The sequence below is a fragment of the Anaerolactibacter massiliensis genome, from assembly GCF_900290205.1.
In the GTDB taxonomy this organism is placed as follows: Bacteria; Bacillota_I; Bacilli_A; order Erysipelotrichales; family Erysipelotrichaceae; genus Bulleidia; species Bulleidia intestinalis.
Genome location: NZ_OLMH01000003.1, coordinates 14,630 through 35,200, shown reverse-complemented (window position 1 = coordinate 35,200; position 20,571 = coordinate 14,630). Strand labels below are relative to the sequence as shown.

Here is a 20,571-nt window from a genome sequence, read left to right as displayed (position 1 = left end):
AACAGAATCAATGGATTGAATATGCTGCGAAGTATCCCCCACGGACCGCTTCTGCAATCTGGCCGACTTTGTTGCAGTCCCCAATAATTGAAGTGATAGGCGCGTATTTCTGATAGATAGCTTCTGCAAGTTCGGAATTCGGTCTCATTCCGAATGCGTCAATAACCATATCGGCTTCAAGGAATTCCTCTTTGCCGTCGTGCTCTGCAACCACTCCATCCTTGCGAACTTCCTTGATCTTTGTGGAAGTTCTTTCTTCAACCTTAAATTCTTCGAGCTTGAAGGTCAGAGGGTTCCTGTTGTCCAGGATCATATTCGGCGCAATAGCATTCTGCATTTCAACGAGCGTTACTTTCTTTCCTTTCATCGCAAGCTCGAGTGCGCAGTCGCATCCTGATGCACCTGCACCGGCAATGATGATGCGATCCCCATGCAGCATTGAAGGATTCAGATGATAATCGATGACATTCACGACATTTTCGCCATCAAGTCCCGGAATCGGAAGTTTTAATGCATGTGCGCCTACTGCGACGATGATCCGGTCAGCATCCGCCAGCTCCGGAGAATCTGCAGTGATCTCCTTGTTGAAGATAACCTTCACACCGAGTTTTTCAACCTGATGCTTCTGCCATTCCACGAAATGGCGGATTCTCTGCTTGAAAGATGGCTCTCCAGCAGCAATCAGCTGTCCGCCCAGCCGATCTGTCTTCTCGTAGATCGTGACGTCATGTCCCTGGAGTGCAGCTACACGAGCAGCTTCCATTCCGCCAGGACCGCCTCCGACAATGACAACCTTCCTCTTCTCAACCGCTTTCTCAATGTGATAGTCTCCTTCGCATACAGCTTCCGTGTTAACTGCGCAGCTGATCGGACGGTTCTGATAAAGTCTGCCTACGCAGATTTCATTGCAGGCGAGGCACGGACGAACATCTTCCCTGTCACCCGCCAGCAGTTTATTCGGTAAATCAGGATCAGCGATGGACTGACGGCCGAACATGACCGCATCGATCTTCCCTTCTGCAAGTGCTTTTTCTCCAAGCTCCGGAGTGTACATTCCCGAACTGAAGATCGGTTTATCCGTAACTCCCTTGAACTGTTCCACCCACTTGAGCATGGGAGCATCCCCAGTATAGATTGATGGGCAGATCCACTGCTTATGCTCATAGCATCCTGCATCGAGATCAAAAGCATCGATTCCAAGACCATCCAAATAACGAACAATCTCCTTAGACTCTTCGATGGTGCGTCCGCCTTCAAAATCATGTGTGGTAGCCATGCGGATGAAAACCGGGAAATTCGGTCCCACTTCTTCTCTGATTGCCTGATAGACTTCAGTGACAAGCCGCATACGGTTTTCAAACGATCCGCCATACTCATCTGTCCGCTTATTCCAGGCCGGAGTCATAAACTGGTCAAGAATATAGCCGCTATGTGCGTGAATCTCTACTGCATCAGCCTCTGCACGGATAGCATTCCTCGCACCTGTCCGATAAGCATCAACGATTCCATGGATTTCATCCACCGTCAGTGCACGGCAGAGCCGATCCGGGAAATAGAATGACGGTACTTCGGAAGCTGAAACCATTTGATCATTAGAGAACGGGAAAGCGTTTCTGCCCAAGCCGCATCCCAGCTGAATTCCGATTTTTGCTCCTTCAGAATGAACAGCCTCTGCGATAAGCGACCAGCCCTGCATCTGCTGATCCGTTCCCGCAGTAGTTATGTATCCAATCCAAGGGTCTGTTTTATTGGTCGTATACTGTGCTTCCAGCATGATCATTCCGAATCCGCCTTTGGCACGTGCACGATAATATTCGATCTGCTTTGCACTTGGAAATCCATTTCTCTGCTCAGAGAAAGTCCCCATCGGAGACATGACGAGGCGATTCTTAAGCTTCATGTTTTTAATCTGAAGCCCGCTGAAAAGATGTGGATACTGCTTAATTCCTTCTTCCATGATTGTTCCTCCTGCAGCATTTGTGAATGCTTACACACGTTATTGTAAGTATTGTTGATAACGTTTTCACTAGGCGTTATTATGATATTGCACTCTATTTATAGTGCAAATGCACAGGAGGATAAATGCTGAAAGCAAAGCAGTATGCAAGCATTATGAAAGCTATTTCTGAAGGAACGATTGATTCGGTGATCCAGGCAGCTGGAGAAATTTTCCGTGAGCCGGTTGCTCTGTCAGATTCTTCCTTTGGAATGATTTCCTATTCCGGAAGTCTTTCCGGTCATGACGATATGATATGGAATCTATCTACTGGAAATGAGAATGTTCCTGAAGAAGTCATCTCCGTATTTCGCGAAAACGATGTGATTCATCAGGTTGTCTCCAATCCCCATAAAACAGTTCTTCTGAACTGGGGCTGGTTCAAGGATCATCCTCGGATCACGACCGGTGTCTTCCGAAAGAACCAGCTTCTGGGCTACCTAGCAGTTTTATTCACTAAAACCTCCTTCTCTCCATGGATGGATGAAGCGCTGCAGGTCACCGCTGATGCATGTGCTGCAGTCTGGGATCAAGATCAGAAATTTACTGCGCCAGTAATACAGGAAAAAGAAGTGTTCGCACGCGATCTCTTTCTGGGGGTAATCCGTGAAGATCAGCTTGATACCATGGATCATACCGGCCTGCTGCCTCGATCAGAAGAGTATTTCGTGCTTGCTGCTCAGGATGCAAAGTCGATTTCAAGCAAGAACACGAATCCATTCATCTCCCAGTATCTCTACTATGCAAAGGATGGTATTATCTACATTCTGCTGCCATCTGCCAAGAATTATTCTCCGATGCTGCAGTATCTTTCTGAGCACGGTTTCCAGATTGGCCTTTCCGCTCCGTTTTCCAGTGTACATCGCTGCCCCTCCGCAATGGTTCAGGCTTCTGCAGCACTGTCATACGGCCAGAAAACATCTCCCGGAAAAAGTTCCTATTCTTTTGAAGATTATGCGATAGGTATTATTGTCGAAAACTGCAGTCACATGCAGGATTTCATTCACCCTGCTGTCTGGAAACTCATGTCAGCAGATCGTAATAATGGTTCTGAGCTCCTTAAAACGCTTCGCACATATCTGGAAGAGACTCTGGATATCTCCCACACTGCATCACGCCTGAAAATTCATCGAAACAGTCTCTATTACCGTCTTGAGAAGATTGAGGAAGAAGGCCATATGAGTCTGAAGAATCCTAAAACACTCGAACATTTGGCCTTGAGTTTTTCCGCTCTGGATATTTCTTCGTTTGTGATTCCCGATGATCAGTATTCCTCCCAGTCTGACACCCATTCGCATTCGTGATAGCTCTACACATCTTCTCCAAAGGAATAAGAATATGATGTATTCCTGAAGATCACTTCATGCGTTCTTTTTTGGGCTTTGCAACCCCGCGTGATTTCTCAATAAGCTGACCGTTACTTGCTCCATTCATAGTAATCTTTTTTGAAGATCAAGCATGATTGATACCCATTGCACATAATAATAAATTTCCCATTCAGCAGATAGAAAAGCAAAATTCTGCATTACGGAAAAGCATCTGCAGATTCTGCTCTATATGTAATTCAGGCTAAGATTTTTTAGGCTCGGAAAATAATAAAGACATGAGCCTATGATTGCTCAATACGGTATTATTTCAATTTAGGTCTTCACCGTTAGATGCAATTACTTTTTTATACCAATAGTAGCTATCTTTTTTTATCCTTTTTAAGGTTCCATTTCCTTCGTTATCTTTATCTACATAAATAAAACCATATCTCTTTTTCATCTCTCCTGTTCCAGCTGAGACAATATCTATTGGTCCCCATGTGGTATATCCCATAAGATCGATAAAGTCATTATTTACAGCTTCTTCCATTGCATGAATATGTTCGCGAAAATATTCAATTCGGTACGAATCATGTATTCTTCCATCTACTGATATTTCATCAATTGCGCCGATACCATTTTCTACGATAAACAGAGGTACTTCATATCTATCATAAAGCTCATTTAAAGCAATACGCAGACCCATTGCGTCGATTGGCTTATCCCATTGGGTTTTTTTAACATAAGGATTTCCATTATGTTCAATATTTAAATTTCCGTTTTTTAATGAAGCAAGAAAAGTAAAGTAATAGCTGAAAGCAATGAAATCTGTTTTCCCCCTTTCTAATATACTTTTCTCATCCTCGGGAATTTCAAAATTTACATTCAACCTTTTTAATTTTGTATAGCATAAATTTGTATATCTGCCTTTAACCATTACATCCGTATAATAATAGTTTGATAACAGGTATTCCCTCCTAGCAAATGCATCTTCTGGACTACATGTCTTAGCATAAGCTGGTGTATATTGAATCATGCATCCGATCTTAAAAGTTGGGTTGATTTGATGCCCTAAAATAACTGCTTTTGCAGATGCCAAGAACATATTATGTGATGCTATTATTTTAACTTCATTTGGATTTTCACCAGGTTTAAACTGTAAACCAGCTTGAAGCCACGGAGTTTCTTTGTTCATTGTTTCGTTGATTTCATTAAATGTTAGCCAGTACTTTACCTTGCCATTATATCTTTTAAATACTACATCACAATAATGAACAAAAAAATCAATTAATTTTTTGTTTCTCCATGAGCCATATTTTTTTACTAGATTAAGAGGAGTTTCAAAGTGCGATAAAGTGACCAAAGGCTCAATTGAATATTTCCTTAATTCATCAATAACTCTGTCATAGTACTTAAGACCTTCTTCATTTGGAATGTTCTCATCACCATTAGGGAAAATTCTTGTCCACGCAATAGAAAAGCGAACACACTTAAATCCCATTTCAGCAAGAAGAGCGATGTCTTCTTTGAAGTGGTGATATCCATCCACTGCCTCATGACTTGGATAGTACTCTCCATCTTTTACTTCATCGTCGATTATTCGAGGCACTCCTTTTTTGGAGCCTCTTACAACATCAGCAATACTTTCTCCTTTATTGTCAACATTCCACGCACCTTCATATTGATTTGCCGCAAGTGCACCACCCCAGAGAAAATTTTCTTTCATATATTTTCCTATCTAATTGAAGGTCGGGTTATTTTGCCCGACCATTTGAAATATTTATTGATTTCTAACGAAAATTATAGGTTTTTCTGTTCTTTTTCATATTCCCTGTTATCTAGAAGAACAAACGGAACATAGCATACAAAACCAACAGCAATAACGATTAATGTAAGTAATAATGCCTGCCACTGACCACTGAATGAAAGAAACTGCTGAATGAACATTGGCATACCCGCAATTGACTCAACATAAGAAGGAGTCAGGAAACCACTTGCCATGGCTGTATAGCCGATATTTGCAGTAATCAATGGTACTAATACAAATGGAATCAGGAAAATTGGATTCAACATTATAGGAAGGCCAAATACAACCGGCTCAGAAATCCCACAAATAAGCGGTATCATTGATACTTTCATTAGATCCTTAGCTTCTTGCCGTTTGGAGAATGCCAGAATAGCCAGTGCAAGCGATATTACAATTCCGGCACCACCAAGATTTGTAAAAGTATGCTGAAATGCAAGTGTATAAATTGCTGTTGGTGCAAGTCCAGCCGCCACTGCTTCCATATTCGCAGCAATATTTGCCGTTCTTACTGGTTTCGCAATTGCATTCAATGCCATATTCCCATGAATACCAAACCACCAGAGTAATTGAGATAATACCACGATGATACTAATACCAAGTCTTGAACTTAAAGCCTGATTGAAAGGTACTTCAAGAACGTTATAAATGATCGTATTGATATACATCCCTGAAGAACCATATAAGATACCTGCAAATAAGCCGAATACACTGATAGTGATTGCACATGGGATCAGTGAGTTAAAACTGTTTGCAATCATTGGTGGGACTGATTCTGGTAACTTAATTTTTAACTTTTCAAAATGCATCAGCCAGTTAAACAATGCTTCAGAGAGGCTTCCAGTAATGATTGCAAGGAAGAGCGCTGATGCTCCAAAACTACTAGAAAGGTTTTCTTGATCAGATAGAACAATGAAGCAGACACTTGCAATTAATCCCGTCATTAATGGTTTTAACCCATCATGATCGCCTAAACTGTACCCGATAAAGAATACAAGCCAGAGCGCCATACAAGATACACATGCATAATTCACAGTGGTGAAAATACCTGAATAGTTTGCTAGCCAGGAAAGAGATTGGATTCCAGCAAGACCGTGTGAACCACAGATATAGATATTAAACAAAAGTGCAAAAGAACCTACAATGATAATTCCCATCATCAAAGTAAATCCATCACGAATGGCAAGAATATACTTGTTTTTGTTCATGCTATCCGCAATCGGCATTAGGAATTTCTCCAATGCATCACCTATTTTATTCAGCATTAGTTTTCCCCCTCTTCTTTCACTAATGACTTGGCAAATTCAAGAATAGCTTTCCCATTCTGCCTACCATAATCCATTGGACGAATTACTTCTACAGGTGTTCCTTTAGCTATTTTCTTGATATTCTCTTTTTCTAAACGAATCTGTGGTCCAAGAAGAATAACATCACACTTTCCGATTTCATTTTTAATTGATTCACAATCAACAGCCCAAATCTGATGATCTTCTCCCATTTCCCGAGCTGCTTTTTTCATTTTTTCTACAATCATACTGGTGGACATCCCAGCCGAACAAGCTAATAATATTTTCATTTAAGTAACCCTCTTTCATAAAACAGCTTGAACCCTTCAATGTACTCTTTAGCTATATCTTTAGCGAATATTGCCATTGAGAGATGATCTTGTGCATGAACAAACATTATGCTAAATCCAATTTTCTCCCCATTTGCCTCTTTAACCATCATGTTTGTTTGGATCTGATGTGCCTGCTGAAGTTCATCAATCGCCGTTTTCATATATTTATCCGCTTCTTCAAAATTCCCTTTTCTTGCACTTTGCATAGCCAGAAAAGAATCTGCTTTAGATTCACCAGCATGTAGAATGATTTGAAAAGGAATATTTTCATTTTCTTCGTTATCCATATTTATCCTTCTTTCTCATGAATCTTATTCAGGTTTGCAAGAAACTTAGTGTAATTTCTATCCTTAATCAATTCATCGACCATACTGTGATCCATTAAAAATGATGATACTGACCGATAAAATTCCTGAATGCCTTCTTTATCATCTTTCCCAACTGATACAAGAATGATCAGATTTACTTTTTGGATAGTCCACTCAATAGGATTGTCTAGAATCCCAACACAGACATATGTTTTGTTAGACACAAGATGAATGGGATGAGGTACTGCAGACCTATAGGCATAGTCTGTTCCCGCAACTTCTTCTCTTGCTAATACTTCATTAAATAAAATTGAACCTACATTTCGTTTTTTAGCTAACATAGTACAAAGGATTTTCAGCGCTTCTTCTTTGGACTTTGCTTGTAAATGTGGAAGAAACAGTTCCTGTGAAAAAAAACTGTTTAGATTGGCTTTACTGCTTTTTTCAAAACTACGGCGCACGTCATTTAAACTGCCACTTTCCATGAAGTAATTGACCAAGATTACAGGAACATTTGCATTAATGGAAAGAGGCACTGTTGTGAAAATATAATCGAATTTGTTTAAATCTTTCTCCCCAATTCCATTCGCACTGCTCATTTCGACCGTATTGATATAATCTTTAAAGTTCTCTAAAAAACGATACTTCATTAAATTTGCACTGACTTTTCCAAGATTGCATACAAGAAGAATGTTTTTCTTAACTTTCTTTTGATTTTGACGTTCCAAGGCAAGTTCAAATGAAAGCGCAATATAACCAATCTCATCTTCACTAATTTTAGCGTTTTCTTTAGATTCAATTAGATTTCCAGCGGCACTGGCCATCGTATAAGCAAGAGGAAATTTTACTTTTATTTCCTGTAAGAGCGGATTTCGCATTATCTGGCCGTATTCCAGCCTTTTTAACAATGGTTGAAAATGTAATTCTAATGACATCTGTAAATCAAAGTCTTTCGAAAAATCAACTTGAAAAGTATCATTGACCAAAGAAATAACTTCGCTTGTCAACTTTTCGACTTCTTCATTCAATACAATATTTGAATTCTTTTCGCTAGTCTCCTTCCCTATTAAATGAAATGCCAAATATTCAATTTCTGCATATGGAAACACAAGACCGAAAAGGGATGTTATATTTTCGCAGATTTCACCGGCAATCAAGAATTCTTCTCTTTCATTCACATTGCTTTTTTCTGTTGATACGATGTATTTACCCTGTTTAATCCTTAGAATTGAGATAATGACATGCTGTGTCAGTGTTTCAATTACATAATCAGGAACAGGATAAGAATGCGCTATTACTGCATTCTGAACAATCTGTCGAATCTGATTTGTTGAGTATATTCCATCCAATAAAGCTAATTCTTGATCAGCCCCAAGTTCTCTGAAGCTTATTTCGCTTCCTGAAAGATAAAAACCCTTTTTCCCTTTTTTTTCTAACCTTAAATCATAAGTTTTTACTACTTCTTCAACTTTTTTCAAATCTTGCTGCAACGTTTTATCACTAATGAACCACTCATCACAGATTTTTTGATAATTCAAAGGTTTATTTTCCACAAGCAGTTTGTATAGAAGAAAGCGTACTCTTTCGTCAGGTGTTTGGGGAATGCTGGTATGTTCTTTTCCAAGCATTTTAAAACGTTCAAATTCATTAATATCAAGAATGCGAAGTGTATACCCTTCTCCTCTTTTGGAAACAAGTTCAGCACCATTACCAATTAATGCAGAAGAAATCCCAGAAAGTGATGTGCGCACTGTTTTATCACTAACCCCAATTTCTTTTGCAAGCTGTGATGATGTTGCAGTTCCTTCTTGAACCAACAAATTTAAAAGATCCCATTCTCTCTTTTTCATTTGACGTTCTCTTCTTTACAATTTTCATTATAAGAATTCATTTCTGCACTCCAATCCAGCCTTTTTCCTTTTATCCAAAGGTAATTATTTCCACATCATACTTGATTAAAGCCAATACAGTGCAAACGCCAGCATGACGAACGCGGTACGTTGCCATTATTAGTACTTGGTCTAGGCAGGTTCAATAATCTTCCCAATCCGATACCCATTCGCATTCATGATAGCTCCTGCCATCATCTCCTATGTAATCCCAGCAGGATGTCGTTCCGCCGCTGACCTCTGAGCGCGCAGAACCGCCTGCACTTCCATTTCTGCTGGCATCCGGCGTCGGTGTCATCCATGTGCAGTAGGTCCCCTGCCAGGCGCCGTACGTTTCCAGACAGTGCGCTTTCTCGGCCGCATATGGATCAGCATTCCCTCTCTCAGCCTTCTGCGTTTTCCCTGTCTGATTGAAGTTCCCGTCCTTTGTGTTTTCCTGCGCGCCTTCCTCTGCACCATTCTCCCTGTGTTCCAGATCAGACCCCTCGCTCCTGGCAGTGATGCTGGAATCCAATGTTTCGGGTTCCGATGCAGAAATCACGGCGACGCGGACGCTTCGGATTGCGATCCCTCCCTTTCTTCCAACGACTGTCAGGGTGACGGGATAGACTCCGACGTGATCCGTGTCCAGTGCCCCGGTCACCGTGTGTGATCTGCATGTCTGCATGGTCTCCACTGAAAGGAAGTCACCCGCGTTCAGCATCATTCCTTCGCGGATCGTCACGGTATCCGGTCCGGAGATTTCAAGTGTCTCCAGGTTTTCCGATCCGCCGGCATTCGGCACTCCAGCGCAGCCGCAGAGCAGAGCATGCAGGCATACCGCCGTCAGGATCATCCTTCTCATCCAAGTTCTCATTTCAGTAACTCCCTCTTCGGATTTCGCGGAACAGGACTATGATGTGTGTATTCTCATCCCATCGTTTGCAGGTCTGCAGCGTCATCAGATGATCGCCATACCATATCGGGACATCCGATGAGAGAACCGCGCAGGAATAAACCTGATTGATCCAATCATAGAAATCCTCTTCTGAGGAAAAATCCGGCCTGCTGTAGTCTGGACTCCCTGCGTTTTCCAGAGTGCTGTAGTAAACTGCCGCCGCGCGGTACGTTCGTAACTGTCCGTCCCCGAGATAGAAATCCAGCAGTGCATTCTCCTGGAACTTATCCGGATCCGTCAATTCTTCCAATCTGGAAAACATTGCGGAGGAATCATAGTAAACGTTATGTCCGTAGATCGTGATGTTTGCACTGTCCGTGGAACAGAAGCTGTCCATGAACGGAGTCCCCTGCGAAGACCGCTCTCCGAAGAAGCTGCGGCGGAGGTAGTATTCATCATCACTGCTCTGAACAACCGGTTCTTCGATCAGGCCGCTTCGGAAGCTCATGTATCCTATAAAATCCGGATTCTCGTTCTTCAGCTGATCCCAGCTCTGCTCTGAGAATCCTGACTCAGACGAGCTTCCCGGATCTGGTTCTTCGGAAGTCCCGGTGCGATTTATCTCTCTGCTGGTGATGAGCTCTGCAATCTGTTTCTCTGCTTTTCCTGCTTCCGCGGCAGAATGCAGCTCCGGCACGACTTTCACAAGGCAGAAGCCAAGCATGCATGCAGTTAAAATGATCAGTATTCGGTTTATTTGTTTTGTCATTTTCATACGAAAAAAGCCCGCCGTATAATTGCGGCGAGCATAATCTGATATTCCGGTCTGCGTACGACTGCAGAACGGATTCCTGAAGCTTACTTCTTATCCGTTTTCTCAATCTCCGCTAGGATCCGCTTCTTGTACTTGATATAGGTCGGCTTGGAAATTCCCAGCCGTTTCTGGACTTCAGCATCCGTCTCAGTTCCGTTGAAATGTCTGCTGTGTCCGAAGATCTCGGTCATGATCTCCCGTTCTTTTTCCGGCGGGAATTTTCTGCCTATGGTTCTCCCGGCTTTCTCTGCTTCCTGATAGCCTTTGATCGCAGCCATCTTCCTGGTTTCGAATTTTTCCTTCCGCTCTTCTTCCGCGTTTGCTTCGTAATGAATCAGGCGGAACAGAAAGCACTCTTCTCCGGTCAGAAACTGACGGGCGGTAAGCTTCGGGTCCTGCATGGCGGTGAGAAAGTACTCGGTATTGAGAATCGGCTGTTCCTTGAATCTGACATGCATTCCGTTTTTCAGCATATCCAGATAGGCAGATTCCGCTTCTCCCACGGTATCACCCAGATCAAACAGGCTTCTGACTTCGACCGTGTCGTCTGGATGTGCAAGGTTCATCATCCGCTGAAGGTTCCAGAATCTGCTTCCTTTTTCAGGCGGATCCCGGAAGACATATCTGTCTCTCTGCTGATCATAGCGGGCCGCAAGATACTCTTCATCCGACACGCCTGCCCGGCTGCCGTCAGTCCTGCGTTCCCTGTCTGTCAGTACTTTCCGCTCGTAGATAAAGTGTCTCGATTCCATGACCACATTATAGTTGATCAGGAACCGGAGATCACCTGCGGCCTTCAGCCCGGCATGCATCCAGGGACAGCGAGGAGCCTCATGGGAGGATGCAGGTTCAGCTGTCCTGCGGCAGGTGGAACTGTCCGTCTGCGCCTGGAAAGAGCTCGTTTCCATCCGGGTCCAGCAGGATCATTGGCAGCTTCCGCGTCCATGCCGCACGCATCAGCGACACCGCGGCGCTCGAGCCGGAAGCGGATGCCCCGCCTTCTAAAGCCGACATGCTCATGGATGCGGCGGTCTTTCCGCTCTCTTCCTCACTGCTCCCGCCAGCTGCACTGCCTCCTGTCATGCTGCTTCCCGATGATGCATTCTGAGCAGCGGAGGTTTCAGAATTCCCTGCCCCGGATGCGGAGCCCTCGGTGCTGATGTTTCCTGCTTCCGTGCTTCCGCTTTCCGTTTTCGCTTCTTCCGTCTGCGTGCTCTCTGTCTTATCAGAGGTTTCCTTCTCCGCATACTTCTCCGGATTCAGAAACCGGTCAAGATCGGTCTCCTTCTCGGAAAGATTCTGGTCCGCCTGATCTGCAGCTTCCGTTTTCTTCTCGAGGTTCTCCGAAGTGTCCTGGATCTCCTTGTTCAGTGCTTCGGCATCTGCAAGCTCCTGTTCTGCCTGGTCCGCCGTCTTCCGTGCTTCCGCCAGCTTCTTTTCCGCAGCCGCATCGGATGCATTCTGCTCTGCCTTTGCGTCTTCGACCTTCTTCGTGTACTCCGCATCAGCCGATGCCTCTGCATCCTGCTTCACGCCTTCCGCGTCAGAGATCTTCTGATCGCGCGTCTCTGCAGCCTCATTGCTGGAAGCTTGAAGCGTGCTGTCCGCATCGGTCTTTGCCTGATTGTATTTCTCTGCAGACGCCTGTTCTGCCGCCGCTTTCTCTGCAGATGCCGCATCTTCCGAATCCTGCCGGATCCCAGCCGCTTCCGCTTCCTCTGCCGCATAGTCCGCATCGGCTTTTCTCGTGGTATCCTGAACGATTGTGCTGTTTTTCGCTTCATCCAGTGCTTCCTTTTCATCTGCACTCTTTGCGTCTGCGGCCTCCTGCTCGGTCTCCATCATGTCCTCGGCTTCCTTCTGCGTCTCTTCCGCACTTAAGAGTGCGGACGCCGCATCGTCTGCATCATCCGTCCGATCAAGCACGGTTTCAGCCCCAGTGTTCACGTTCTGATCTGCCGTGGTCTTCTGAGCTTCCGCTTCTGCAAGCGCGGCTGCCTTGGCTTCTGCTTCCGTCCGCTTTGCCGCTTCCTCGTTCTCTGCACTCGTGACTGCTGTCTCCGCAGCCGTTACCAGTGCACCGGTCTTTTCCGCATCGAGGTTTGCGTCCGCAAGGATGGAATTCTTCTCCGCCACGGATACCTCTGCATCCCTCAGCTCCTTCTGAGCGTCGACGATCGCCTGATACTGTGCCGCGGTAAGGCCGATGCCGTCATATGCCGTTCCATCCGCATTCAGCGCGCCGCTCTTGGCCGCCGTCAGTTCATCGAGCGCCGCCTGCTTTTCCGCCACAAGCGCTTCTGCATCAGCGAGGTCCTTCTGCACCTGGGTGTAGTAGGCAAGGAACATCTCCTTGTATTCCGCCACTGTATATACTTTTTCGCCGGGTGCAGTCCGGGAGTCAAACTCCTGCACGGTGCTCTGGCTGCGTTCATCATTGACCGCGGCACCGGTCACCTTCGCGGACGTGCTGATCAGATTCGTGTAGTGTCCGGTTCCTCCCTGCACTTCGCCAAGCGAGAGTCCGAGCGCGTCTGCGGTTTCCTGATCCGTCGCATCCGGATGCGCCTTCCGATAGTCATAGATCGCTTTCTCATCCTCATACCATCCATTGAACGGGTCCAGGTCCTCAAGGTTCTTCACATCTGTGCTTACCTCAGAATAGCCGCCTGCCCAGTTCTCGCTGGTCTGCCAGTAGGAATCTCCAGAATTTCCGCTGACTCTGCTGTCTGCCTGACCGGCAAGGGATTCCTCATAGTCTGCTAGCTGCCAGTGCGTGCTGTAGTAAGCTGTCGCATTGGCATTTGCCTCCGCCAGCGCCATCATGCGCATTGTCGTGCAGAGTTCCGAAAGATCCGTGCGATTGGAATCCTGGGAGCGGAGTTCATTGCTTTCCTCCATGTAACGGATTGCCTTTTCGATGTTTGCAAGGCTTGTCGCATCACCTTCCCCGCCCTGGCTCGTTCTTGCACCGGTCTGAACACTTGCAGAAGACGCATAGTCGAGCACTGCCTTTGCATAGGCATAGCCGGTCGGATCGGATTCCTTCTGAGTCTCATAGAATCCCATGATGCCCTGGTCAATCACTGCCTGTGCGGATGCGGCACGGACTTTCGCTGCTTCAAGTGCTGCATTGGCGTTGCGGATCTGCTGATCTGCGTTTTCCTTTTCTGCTTCCGCATTCTGGACGTCCGCTTCTGCGGATGCCTGAACGCGCTTGGCCGTGCTTAACGCCGTCTGTGCATCGCTCACCGCTTTCTGAGCAGCGGCGTCGTTTTCTCTTGCAGAAGAAAGTTCTGCTTCCGCGTCCTGAAGTGCCTGCTCGGCGGCCTTTGCTGCGGCGGCTGCAGTTTCCGAAGCAGTCTTTGCTTTCTGCAGGGCATCATCTTTCTGCTTCTGAACCGCCTGCGCATCGGCAAATGCATTTACTGCTTCTGAAAGAGCGTCATCCGCCGCCTGCTTTTCTGCCTGTGCGCTCTGCGTCTGTTCCACCGCCGCCTTGAGAGACGCTGCGGCAGCGAGATATTCCGGATCGGATTCTGCTTCTGCGACTGCTTTCTCATAAGCTGTTTCTGCTTGTGCGACCGCGGCATCATAGCTCTCCTGCGCTGCCTGGATTCTCGCATCATGAGCTTCCCTTGCTTCTGCAACCGAATCGTCATAGATCTTCTTCGCATCAGATAGCTTTGCCTGATAAACCGCATCCGTGGCTGCATCCGTGCTGGTTCTTGCTTCCTCCGCCGCGGCAAGTGCTGCGTCATGAAGGTTTTCTGCCGCCGTGATCGAAGCATCATATTCCGCTTCTGCAGATGCCTTTGCGGACGCGAACTCTTTCTCCGCCTGCTCCGCTGCAGCTTTCCGTTCCGCATCCGCGCCTGCCTCTGCAAGGCTGTAAACTCCTGCCGCTTCATTGACTGCATCGGTGTAAGCCTGTTGCGCATTGGAAAGGTTCTGCTCTGCAAGTTCCAGCGCGGCAGCTTTCTCGCCGGCATGCATTCTTGCGGCCTCGATCACCTGATCGTCATTCAGAAGGGAACCTGTCGCTTCCTGAAGCCTGGTCTTTGCCGCTTCATAAGCAGCTTCCGCATCGGCAAGCTCCGCTTTTGCAGAAGCGACCAGCGATGCCGCTTTCAGCACTTCATTGTTCAGCCGGTTGCGTTCGATCTCCCAGGGACTGAGACTTTCCTGTTTGGAGCCGGAAGAGGATCCGGTATCAGAAGCAGTGGATGCCGGAGTCCAGACGCATCCGGTTCCATTCACCCATGTTCCCCAGGTCTCCGCACATTTTGCCTGGATCTCTGCAAGCGGATCTGCTGCCTCCGCCTGCATCGTTCTGACAGCGGCGCCTTTTGAAACGCCTGCCGCCGAAGATCCTGATGTGCTCATCGGATTCTGGGAATCGGAAGATTCTGAATTTTCCGGTTCACTCTTCCCTGCCGCTGAATCCTTTTCCGCCGGGGAAGAAGAAGGAGACGCTGATGCCTGAATCGAAGGTTCTCCGGTCGGGGACGAAGAAGCACCTGTTTCGGATGCCACAGAGCTTCGATTCGTGAAGAAGCCGCATCCGGCAACCGTCACGCTCAGTAGCGCGGCGGATGCCTTCTGTAATGATCTGCTGCTAGTCATGATTGTTTTTCCTCAACTTTCACACTTCCTGTATACCTCAAAAAGGTAATTATTGCAATGCTAAATTTACTTAAAAATGAGAAATGCGATCTCGGAAGAACCGCAAAAGAAGCCATGGAAGCTTCTTCCGATGATCGGAAGAGGGACCTCCATGGCTGTCCGGTTCTATTCGGCTTTTCTGCTGAGTTTCTTCACCAGGATCACAAACGCCGCAAGTGCAGCTGCACCGAGGGATCCATAGACGACCAGATCCTTTCCGGCATCCGTGACGATCCAGCGGATTCTGCGTCTGCGCTTCCGGGTGGAAGAAACATAGATCGTCTGATTCTCATCGCTGATGTCGGCATGGGACACAATCTCCGTTCCATCTGCACTCAGAGTCTCAAACGCCACGATCTCCGTCTCATCCTTCACTAACGCTGTCGGGAACGTGAAGGTCAGCGTCACTTCGCCGTTCTTTGCCGCCGGCGTAAAGACAAGAGAAGCAGTCACCGGTGCGCCGTTATTCTTGAGCGGTCCGTCATCCCATCCGCCGCCATTCTTCAGATGCAGTGTTCCGGAAACCGTGTACTGCTTTCCCGGAGTGAGATTGCGGTAATAGACCGTATCCTTGATCACGGACGTCGTCTCTTCCTTCGGGCGGATCGTGTCATAGCCGTCCTTCCCGTTGTATGCAGTCGTATGAAGATCCGGCGTCTCCGTTTCCGGGGTCGGTGTCGGAGTCGAGGAAGGAGTGGACGAAGGAGTCGGCGCTGGCGTCACGGACGGGGTCGGACTCGGTGTGGAGGTCGGCGTCGGAGTAGGACCCGGCGTTTCTTCTACCTTCACGGTCTGACCTTCATCCGAAAGATCTGCATGCGAGGTGACATGCGCGTCATCAAGATACAGATCCTCAAATACCACAAGCGACCGCCCGGCAAGCTTTGAAGTATCGACGGTGAATTCCATCCGCTCTTCTCCGGAAACTCCGTCCGGCGTAAAGCGCATCTCTGCTTCTGCAATCACGCCTTCATCCTTTGTTCCATCCGCACTGACAAGATGCAGCGTTCCTTTCAGCTCATATTCCTTTCCTTCGATGAGTCCGCTCCAGGAAACGACATCTGTCAATTTTACGCTGGAGGAAGCAGCTACGGTCTTTCCGTTTTCCCCGCCTGCCGCAGTACGCAGCTCCGGAACTGTCGGAACGACGGTTACGGTCTGACCCTGATCGGAAAGATCCGCATGAGACGTCACTCTGGTGCCGTCAAGGAACAGGTCCTCAAACACGACGAGGGATCTTCCTTCCAGCGCGGAAACATCGACATTGCTGAAGATCATCCGGACGCTTCCTTCTTCGGATTCCGGAGTAAACTTCATGGAGCTTTCGGCAATGATTCCTCCGTCCGTTCCATCCGGATTCACGAGATGCAGCTCTCCCTTCAGTTCATATTCCTTTCCGGCTTCAAGATCCAGATACGAAACCGTATCCACGATCTCTGCCTTTGCGGAAGTGCGGATCTCCTTGCTCTCGCCGTCTGATCCGGTGGCGGAGGTTTCAATCTGCGGGCTGGAGCGATGGACGCTGACCGTAACGGTCTGGCCTTCATCATTGATGTCCGCATGCGTGAGAATCGTCTTCTCTCCTTCCGATAGCTCTTCAAATACGACGAGCTTTTCGCCATCCTGAAGCATCGATCCATCAAACGTAAAGCGCATCTCCACGCTGCCGTCCGGTTCTGACGGAGTGAAGGTCACTTCACTGGTGACCGGAATGCTGCCGGAACTCAGAACGCCTGCATCAGCTCCGTTTGCCTTTTCATGGACGGATCCTTTGAGCGTATAGGTTCTGTTCGGCACAAGGCCGGTGTAAGCCACGGTATCCACGATCGTGACGGTGTGGTCTGCGGACGGATCCGGATTCACGTTCAGATTCTTTCCACCGGATGAACTCAGCGCTGTGGTATGCAGGCTGCGGTCGGCATAGGAGACCGTCTGATCCTGATCATTCAGGTCTTCATGAACCGCAATCACTTCTTCTCCCTGCGTGCAGGATTCAAAGACGACCATGGTCTTTCCCTTGAGAAGATCCTTCGGAACGCGGAACGTCAGCGTGACGCTTCCGGATTCCGTCTTTGCCTGGAATCTCCTTGATACCGGTTCCGCGCCTTCAAGCTTTTCCCCGGTAGCTTTATCCATGAGCGTTCCGGTCATCGTATAGGATGCTCCGACCTTGAGGCCGCTGTAGCTTACCTGATCGCTCACATAGTAATAAGCTTCCTGATCCTCTTCTGATGCACGGTCCGTGACATCGGAAGCCTTTGTCCGGATGCCTGGGAACGTGATGGTCTGATCCTCATCCTCCGGGTTGGTATGCCATGCGACATACGGACGAACGCTCGGCTCCGGAGATTCGCTCGGAACGGCACTTGGTGAAGCCGAAGGCTCCGGCGTTCCCTTTCCCTGAATCTGCAGGAAACCGGACCTGTAACTGACCAGATAGTTTCCCTGGATCATTGCACCGGTCACGAAGATCCGATGTGCGCCGACGGTTTCTCCTTTTCCACGGTAGAGGCGGTAAGTCACGGTATCATCTCCGAGCGTTCCATCGACTTTTGCGGTAAATACCGGATCGGCTTCTCCGATCTGCTTCACTGCATCTTCCGCAGTCACGGTGACTTCCTTCCGCTCAATCGTGAGCTTTCCATCCGTCACGACGATCTTTGCCGAAACACCCGGTGCAGTGCAGTGAAATTCAGAAGCCTTCAGCCCCTGCAGATAGATGCCTCCATCGGTTCCTCTGATCGATCCTGTTCCGGAATATACGATCTGATCCGTGGAGAAGGAAGGATCATCTGCCGCAATCGTATAGCCTTCCAGCACATGTTCCTCTCCGTCATAGGTTACGGTCTCGCTCTTTCCGGTGATGGTAATCGTGACTTCCTTTCCTTCCGGATTCTTCCGATATGTTACGGTTACTTCCTGATCCGTAAATGCATCTGCAGAGACCTCCGCCGCATTCACTGCCGAGACCACGGACGGATCTGCAGTATATCCTGCAATCGAAGGAACGGTGTAAGAGGGCCATCCGAACTTCACGGAGGTCTTCGGCTCCGTCGTGACAGTCTTTCCGGTCACAAGATCCACCGCGGTTGAAGACGCAGTCGTTTCCTTCTGACCGATCTGAATGACATCCTCTGTCACCTTCGATCCGTCTTCTTTGACAAAGTGAATCGTGCGCGTGACGGAGGTCGAAGAAGCTTCTGAAGTCTCGGAAGCCTGCACGCCATGATCCAGTACGATCATGATATCTTCCGGTGCAGTATCTCCGTCATAGGATACCGATGCCGGAACTGCTTCTGCGGGATTCTTACGGATATAGCCCTGCTGATACAGCTCTAAAAGAAGTTCGGAAAGGCTCTTCCCGTCTTCATTCTTCAGAACTGCAGTCTGCCCCTGGTACACCTTCACGCGGAAGCTGTAGGAAGATAGATCCTGCGGATCCTCGTCTGCATCTGTAAAGCTTACGCGGACCATCGCGTTTGCGGCTTCCTTCCATCCCGCATACAGCGTGAAGTCAGAGTCTGCTTCGACTGCCCTGCTGAGATCTGCTTTTTCTCCAGGGGTCACAGTTCCGTCTTCAGACATGGTTCCGTAATACCAGCCGTCAAATACATAGCCGTCCTTTACCGGATCTACGACCGGTTCCAGGTATCCTCCCTCCGAAGTGGTCTGAACCGGATAGGAATCCGGCGTTCCTCCCTGGGAATCAAAGGTGGCCTGGATCTTCTTGACGATCTTATGGGAGAACGTGACATCAAACGTGGTTCCCTCTCCGGAGGCAAAGCTCACCTCTGCACTCTGCAGACGGGTGCCGTAATTCACGCCGTCAGAAGATGGAAGAGAGACTTCCTGAACCAGATAGTTCCCGCGGGAAAGACCGGAGAATACTGCTGTTCCGTTCTCATCACTCACTGCAGACTGCAGGATCTCGCTGCTTCCCTTTCTGGTCAGAGTCAGGGATACGCCTTCGATTGGTTCTTTCAGAGAAGAGTCTCTCTGAACCTTCACGGTGACTTCCGCCTTCTTCCCATCGTCTGTCAGAACCTGGCCATAGAAGTCCGTCGGATCGGAAAGCGCCTCACTGACAAGACCGCTGAAGGACTGCGTGTATGCATCATCGAGATACCAGCCGTCAAAAAAGGTCCCGTCGGAAAGACCCTCAGGAACCTCGATCATGGTATCCGTGTCCAGCACCTGCTCCTTCTCCGTGATCCCCGCATCCGTCTGCAGATGCGTGCGGATCGTGCGCCTTCTTGCGGAAGAGCTCTCGGATCCCGACACGGTTTCATAGGTGATCTTCACGCCGGTGATCCGGATATTGGAATTGACGTACTGCTCCCCGGCCTGCTCCTTCACGGCGTCAGGAACCATCTCTGCTGCAGCGGAAACTGCAGAAGCGATGAAGTCCCGGAAGCCGGACTCCGACTGCTCGCCATGGCTGACCGAAAGATGAACGAAGATCGGCGTGCGGAACGGCATTTCCTTTGCAGAGGACGCATGGATATAGTCTGTCTCATCAGAATCGTAATATGCAGCCGAAGCAGAAAGCTCAATCACTGCTCTGCTTCTGCTGAAGTCCGCGTTTGTGTAATCCGTTTCCGGAAGTGCGGAAATCACATCTTCCTTCCGGATGCTCACGGCACCGTCCGTCACATGATTTGATGCCGTAAAGGACGGGGACGCTGATGCGGTCAGCTTCAGAGAACCGGAGCTGCCGGAGGATTCAAAACTCAGCGGAACACTGACGGTTTCCGATACATGGTATCTTCGGATTTCACGCTTTGCGCTGCTTCCGGTTCCAAGCGCACAGGCGGTATACTGCGCGCTTCCGCTGTAGTTTCCGCTCATGCACGGGGTATCAGGATCCGTGTTCTTCGCGGTCGTTCCGGTATACACCGAAACATGCACCGGCTGCTCGGAAGCCGCATCGCTGTAGAATGCAAACACATCCCCGGTTTCCAGTGCAAGCTCGCTTCCGTCTAAAACCGTGACCTTTCCATCCTTAACGGCATAATCATCTCCCAGCGGATAGGACTCATAGTCATCCGCATAATACAGGAGTCCGCCGGCTTCCAGAATTCTTGCGGCAGCTGCGTCGCAGGAAAGCTTCGTATTTCCGATCAGCTCATCCGCTTTTTCTTTCATCGCTTCTTCCGCCGTTTCCGCATGGGTCTCAGTAATAAGAGAAGCCGGAACCCCGGCTCCTTCCCCTCCCAGAAACAGCGATGCAAGCGCCAGAACCCCCTGAAGGCCGCGCTTCATGGATCTCATTCTCTTCATTGTCTTTTTCATC

12 protein-coding genes are annotated in these 20,571 nt (G+C 48.1%); 1 reads left to right on the top strand and 11 read right to left on the bottom strand.

Annotated features, from left to right (window positions below; translation table 11 throughout):
* Positions 1 to 7 precede the first annotated feature (7 nt).
* Positions 8 to 1,957 carry an NAD(P)/FAD-dependent oxidoreductase gene (locus C7E00_RS14240; RefSeq protein ID WP_105305002.1) on the bottom strand — a complete coding sequence of 650 codons (1,950 nt, stop codon included), beginning with the start codon at positions 1,955 to 1,957 and terminating at the stop codon, positions 8 to 10.
* Positions 1,958 to 2,082: 125 nt separating this feature from the next.
* On the opposite strand from C7E00_RS14240, the gene C7E00_RS14235 reads away from it, so the two are divergent.
* Complete coding sequence (locus C7E00_RS14235; RefSeq protein ID WP_105305001.1) at positions 2,083 to 3,300, top strand: PucR family transcriptional regulator; 1,218 nt, start codon at positions 2,083 to 2,085, stop codon at positions 3,298 to 3,300.
* 331 nt (positions 3,301 to 3,631) lie between these two features.
* On the opposite strand, the gene C7E00_RS14230 is transcribed toward C7E00_RS14235, so the two are convergent.
* The 10 genes from C7E00_RS14230 to C7E00_RS14185 form a co-directional block, all read right to left on the bottom strand.
* On the bottom strand, positions 3,632 to 5,029 hold the full coding sequence (locus C7E00_RS14230) for a family 1 glycosylhydrolase (RefSeq protein ID WP_105305000.1): 1,398 nt from the start codon (positions 5,027 to 5,029) through the stop codon (positions 3,632 to 3,634).
* A 74-nt stretch (positions 5,030 to 5,103) separates the two neighbouring features.
* Positions 5,104 to 6,372, bottom strand: a complete 1,269-nt coding sequence (locus C7E00_RS14225) for a PTS sugar transporter subunit IIC (RefSeq protein WP_105304999.1) — start codon at positions 6,370 to 6,372, stop codon at positions 5,104 to 5,106.
* A complete protein-coding gene (locus tag C7E00_RS14220) occupies positions 6,372 to 6,683 on the bottom strand; it encodes a PTS sugar transporter subunit IIB (protein WP_105304998.1) in 312 nt (103 codons plus the stop codon). The genes C7E00_RS14225 and C7E00_RS14220 overlap by 1 nt, the downstream gene beginning before the upstream one ends.
* Positions 6,680 to 7,012 carry a PTS sugar transporter subunit IIA gene (locus C7E00_RS14215; protein ID WP_105304997.1) on the bottom strand — a complete coding sequence of 111 codons (333 nt, stop codon included), beginning with the start codon at positions 7,010 to 7,012 and terminating at the stop codon, positions 6,680 to 6,682. Before C7E00_RS14215 ends, C7E00_RS14220 begins: the two co-directional genes overlap by 4 nt.
* A 2-nt stretch (positions 7,013 to 7,014) precedes the next feature.
* On the bottom strand, positions 7,015 to 8,883 hold the full coding sequence (locus tag C7E00_RS14210; protein WP_105304996.1) for a BglG family transcription antiterminator: 1,869 nt from the start codon (positions 8,881 to 8,883) through the stop codon (positions 7,015 to 7,017).
* A gap of 181 nt (positions 8,884 to 9,064) precedes the next feature.
* Entirely contained in the window at positions 9,065 to 9,766 is a 702-nt protein-coding gene (locus C7E00_RS14205) for a hypothetical protein (protein WP_135358247.1), read from the bottom strand.
* A gap of 13 nt (positions 9,767 to 9,779) precedes the next feature.
* Positions 9,780 to 10,523: a class B sortase gene (locus tag C7E00_RS14200; RefSeq protein ID WP_167836622.1), complete on the bottom strand. Its 744-nt coding sequence runs from the start codon at positions 10,521 to 10,523 to the stop codon at positions 9,780 to 9,782.
* Positions 10,524 to 10,657: 134 nt separating this feature from the next.
* Positions 10,658 to 11,365: a hypothetical protein gene (locus C7E00_RS14195; protein WP_135358246.1), complete on the bottom strand. Its 708-nt coding sequence runs from the start codon at positions 11,363 to 11,365 to the stop codon at positions 10,658 to 10,660.
* 97 nt (positions 11,366 to 11,462) lie between these two features.
* A complete protein-coding gene (locus C7E00_RS14190) occupies positions 11,463 to 15,239 on the bottom strand; it encodes a hypothetical protein (RefSeq protein ID WP_105304992.1) in 3,777 nt (1,258 codons plus the stop codon).
* A gap of 165 nt (positions 15,240 to 15,404) precedes the next feature.
* Complete coding sequence (locus C7E00_RS14185; RefSeq protein ID WP_167836621.1) at positions 15,405 to 20,570, bottom strand: VaFE repeat-containing surface-anchored protein; 5,166 nt, start codon at positions 20,568 to 20,570, stop codon at positions 15,405 to 15,407.
* Position 20,571: the final 1 nt, after the last annotated feature.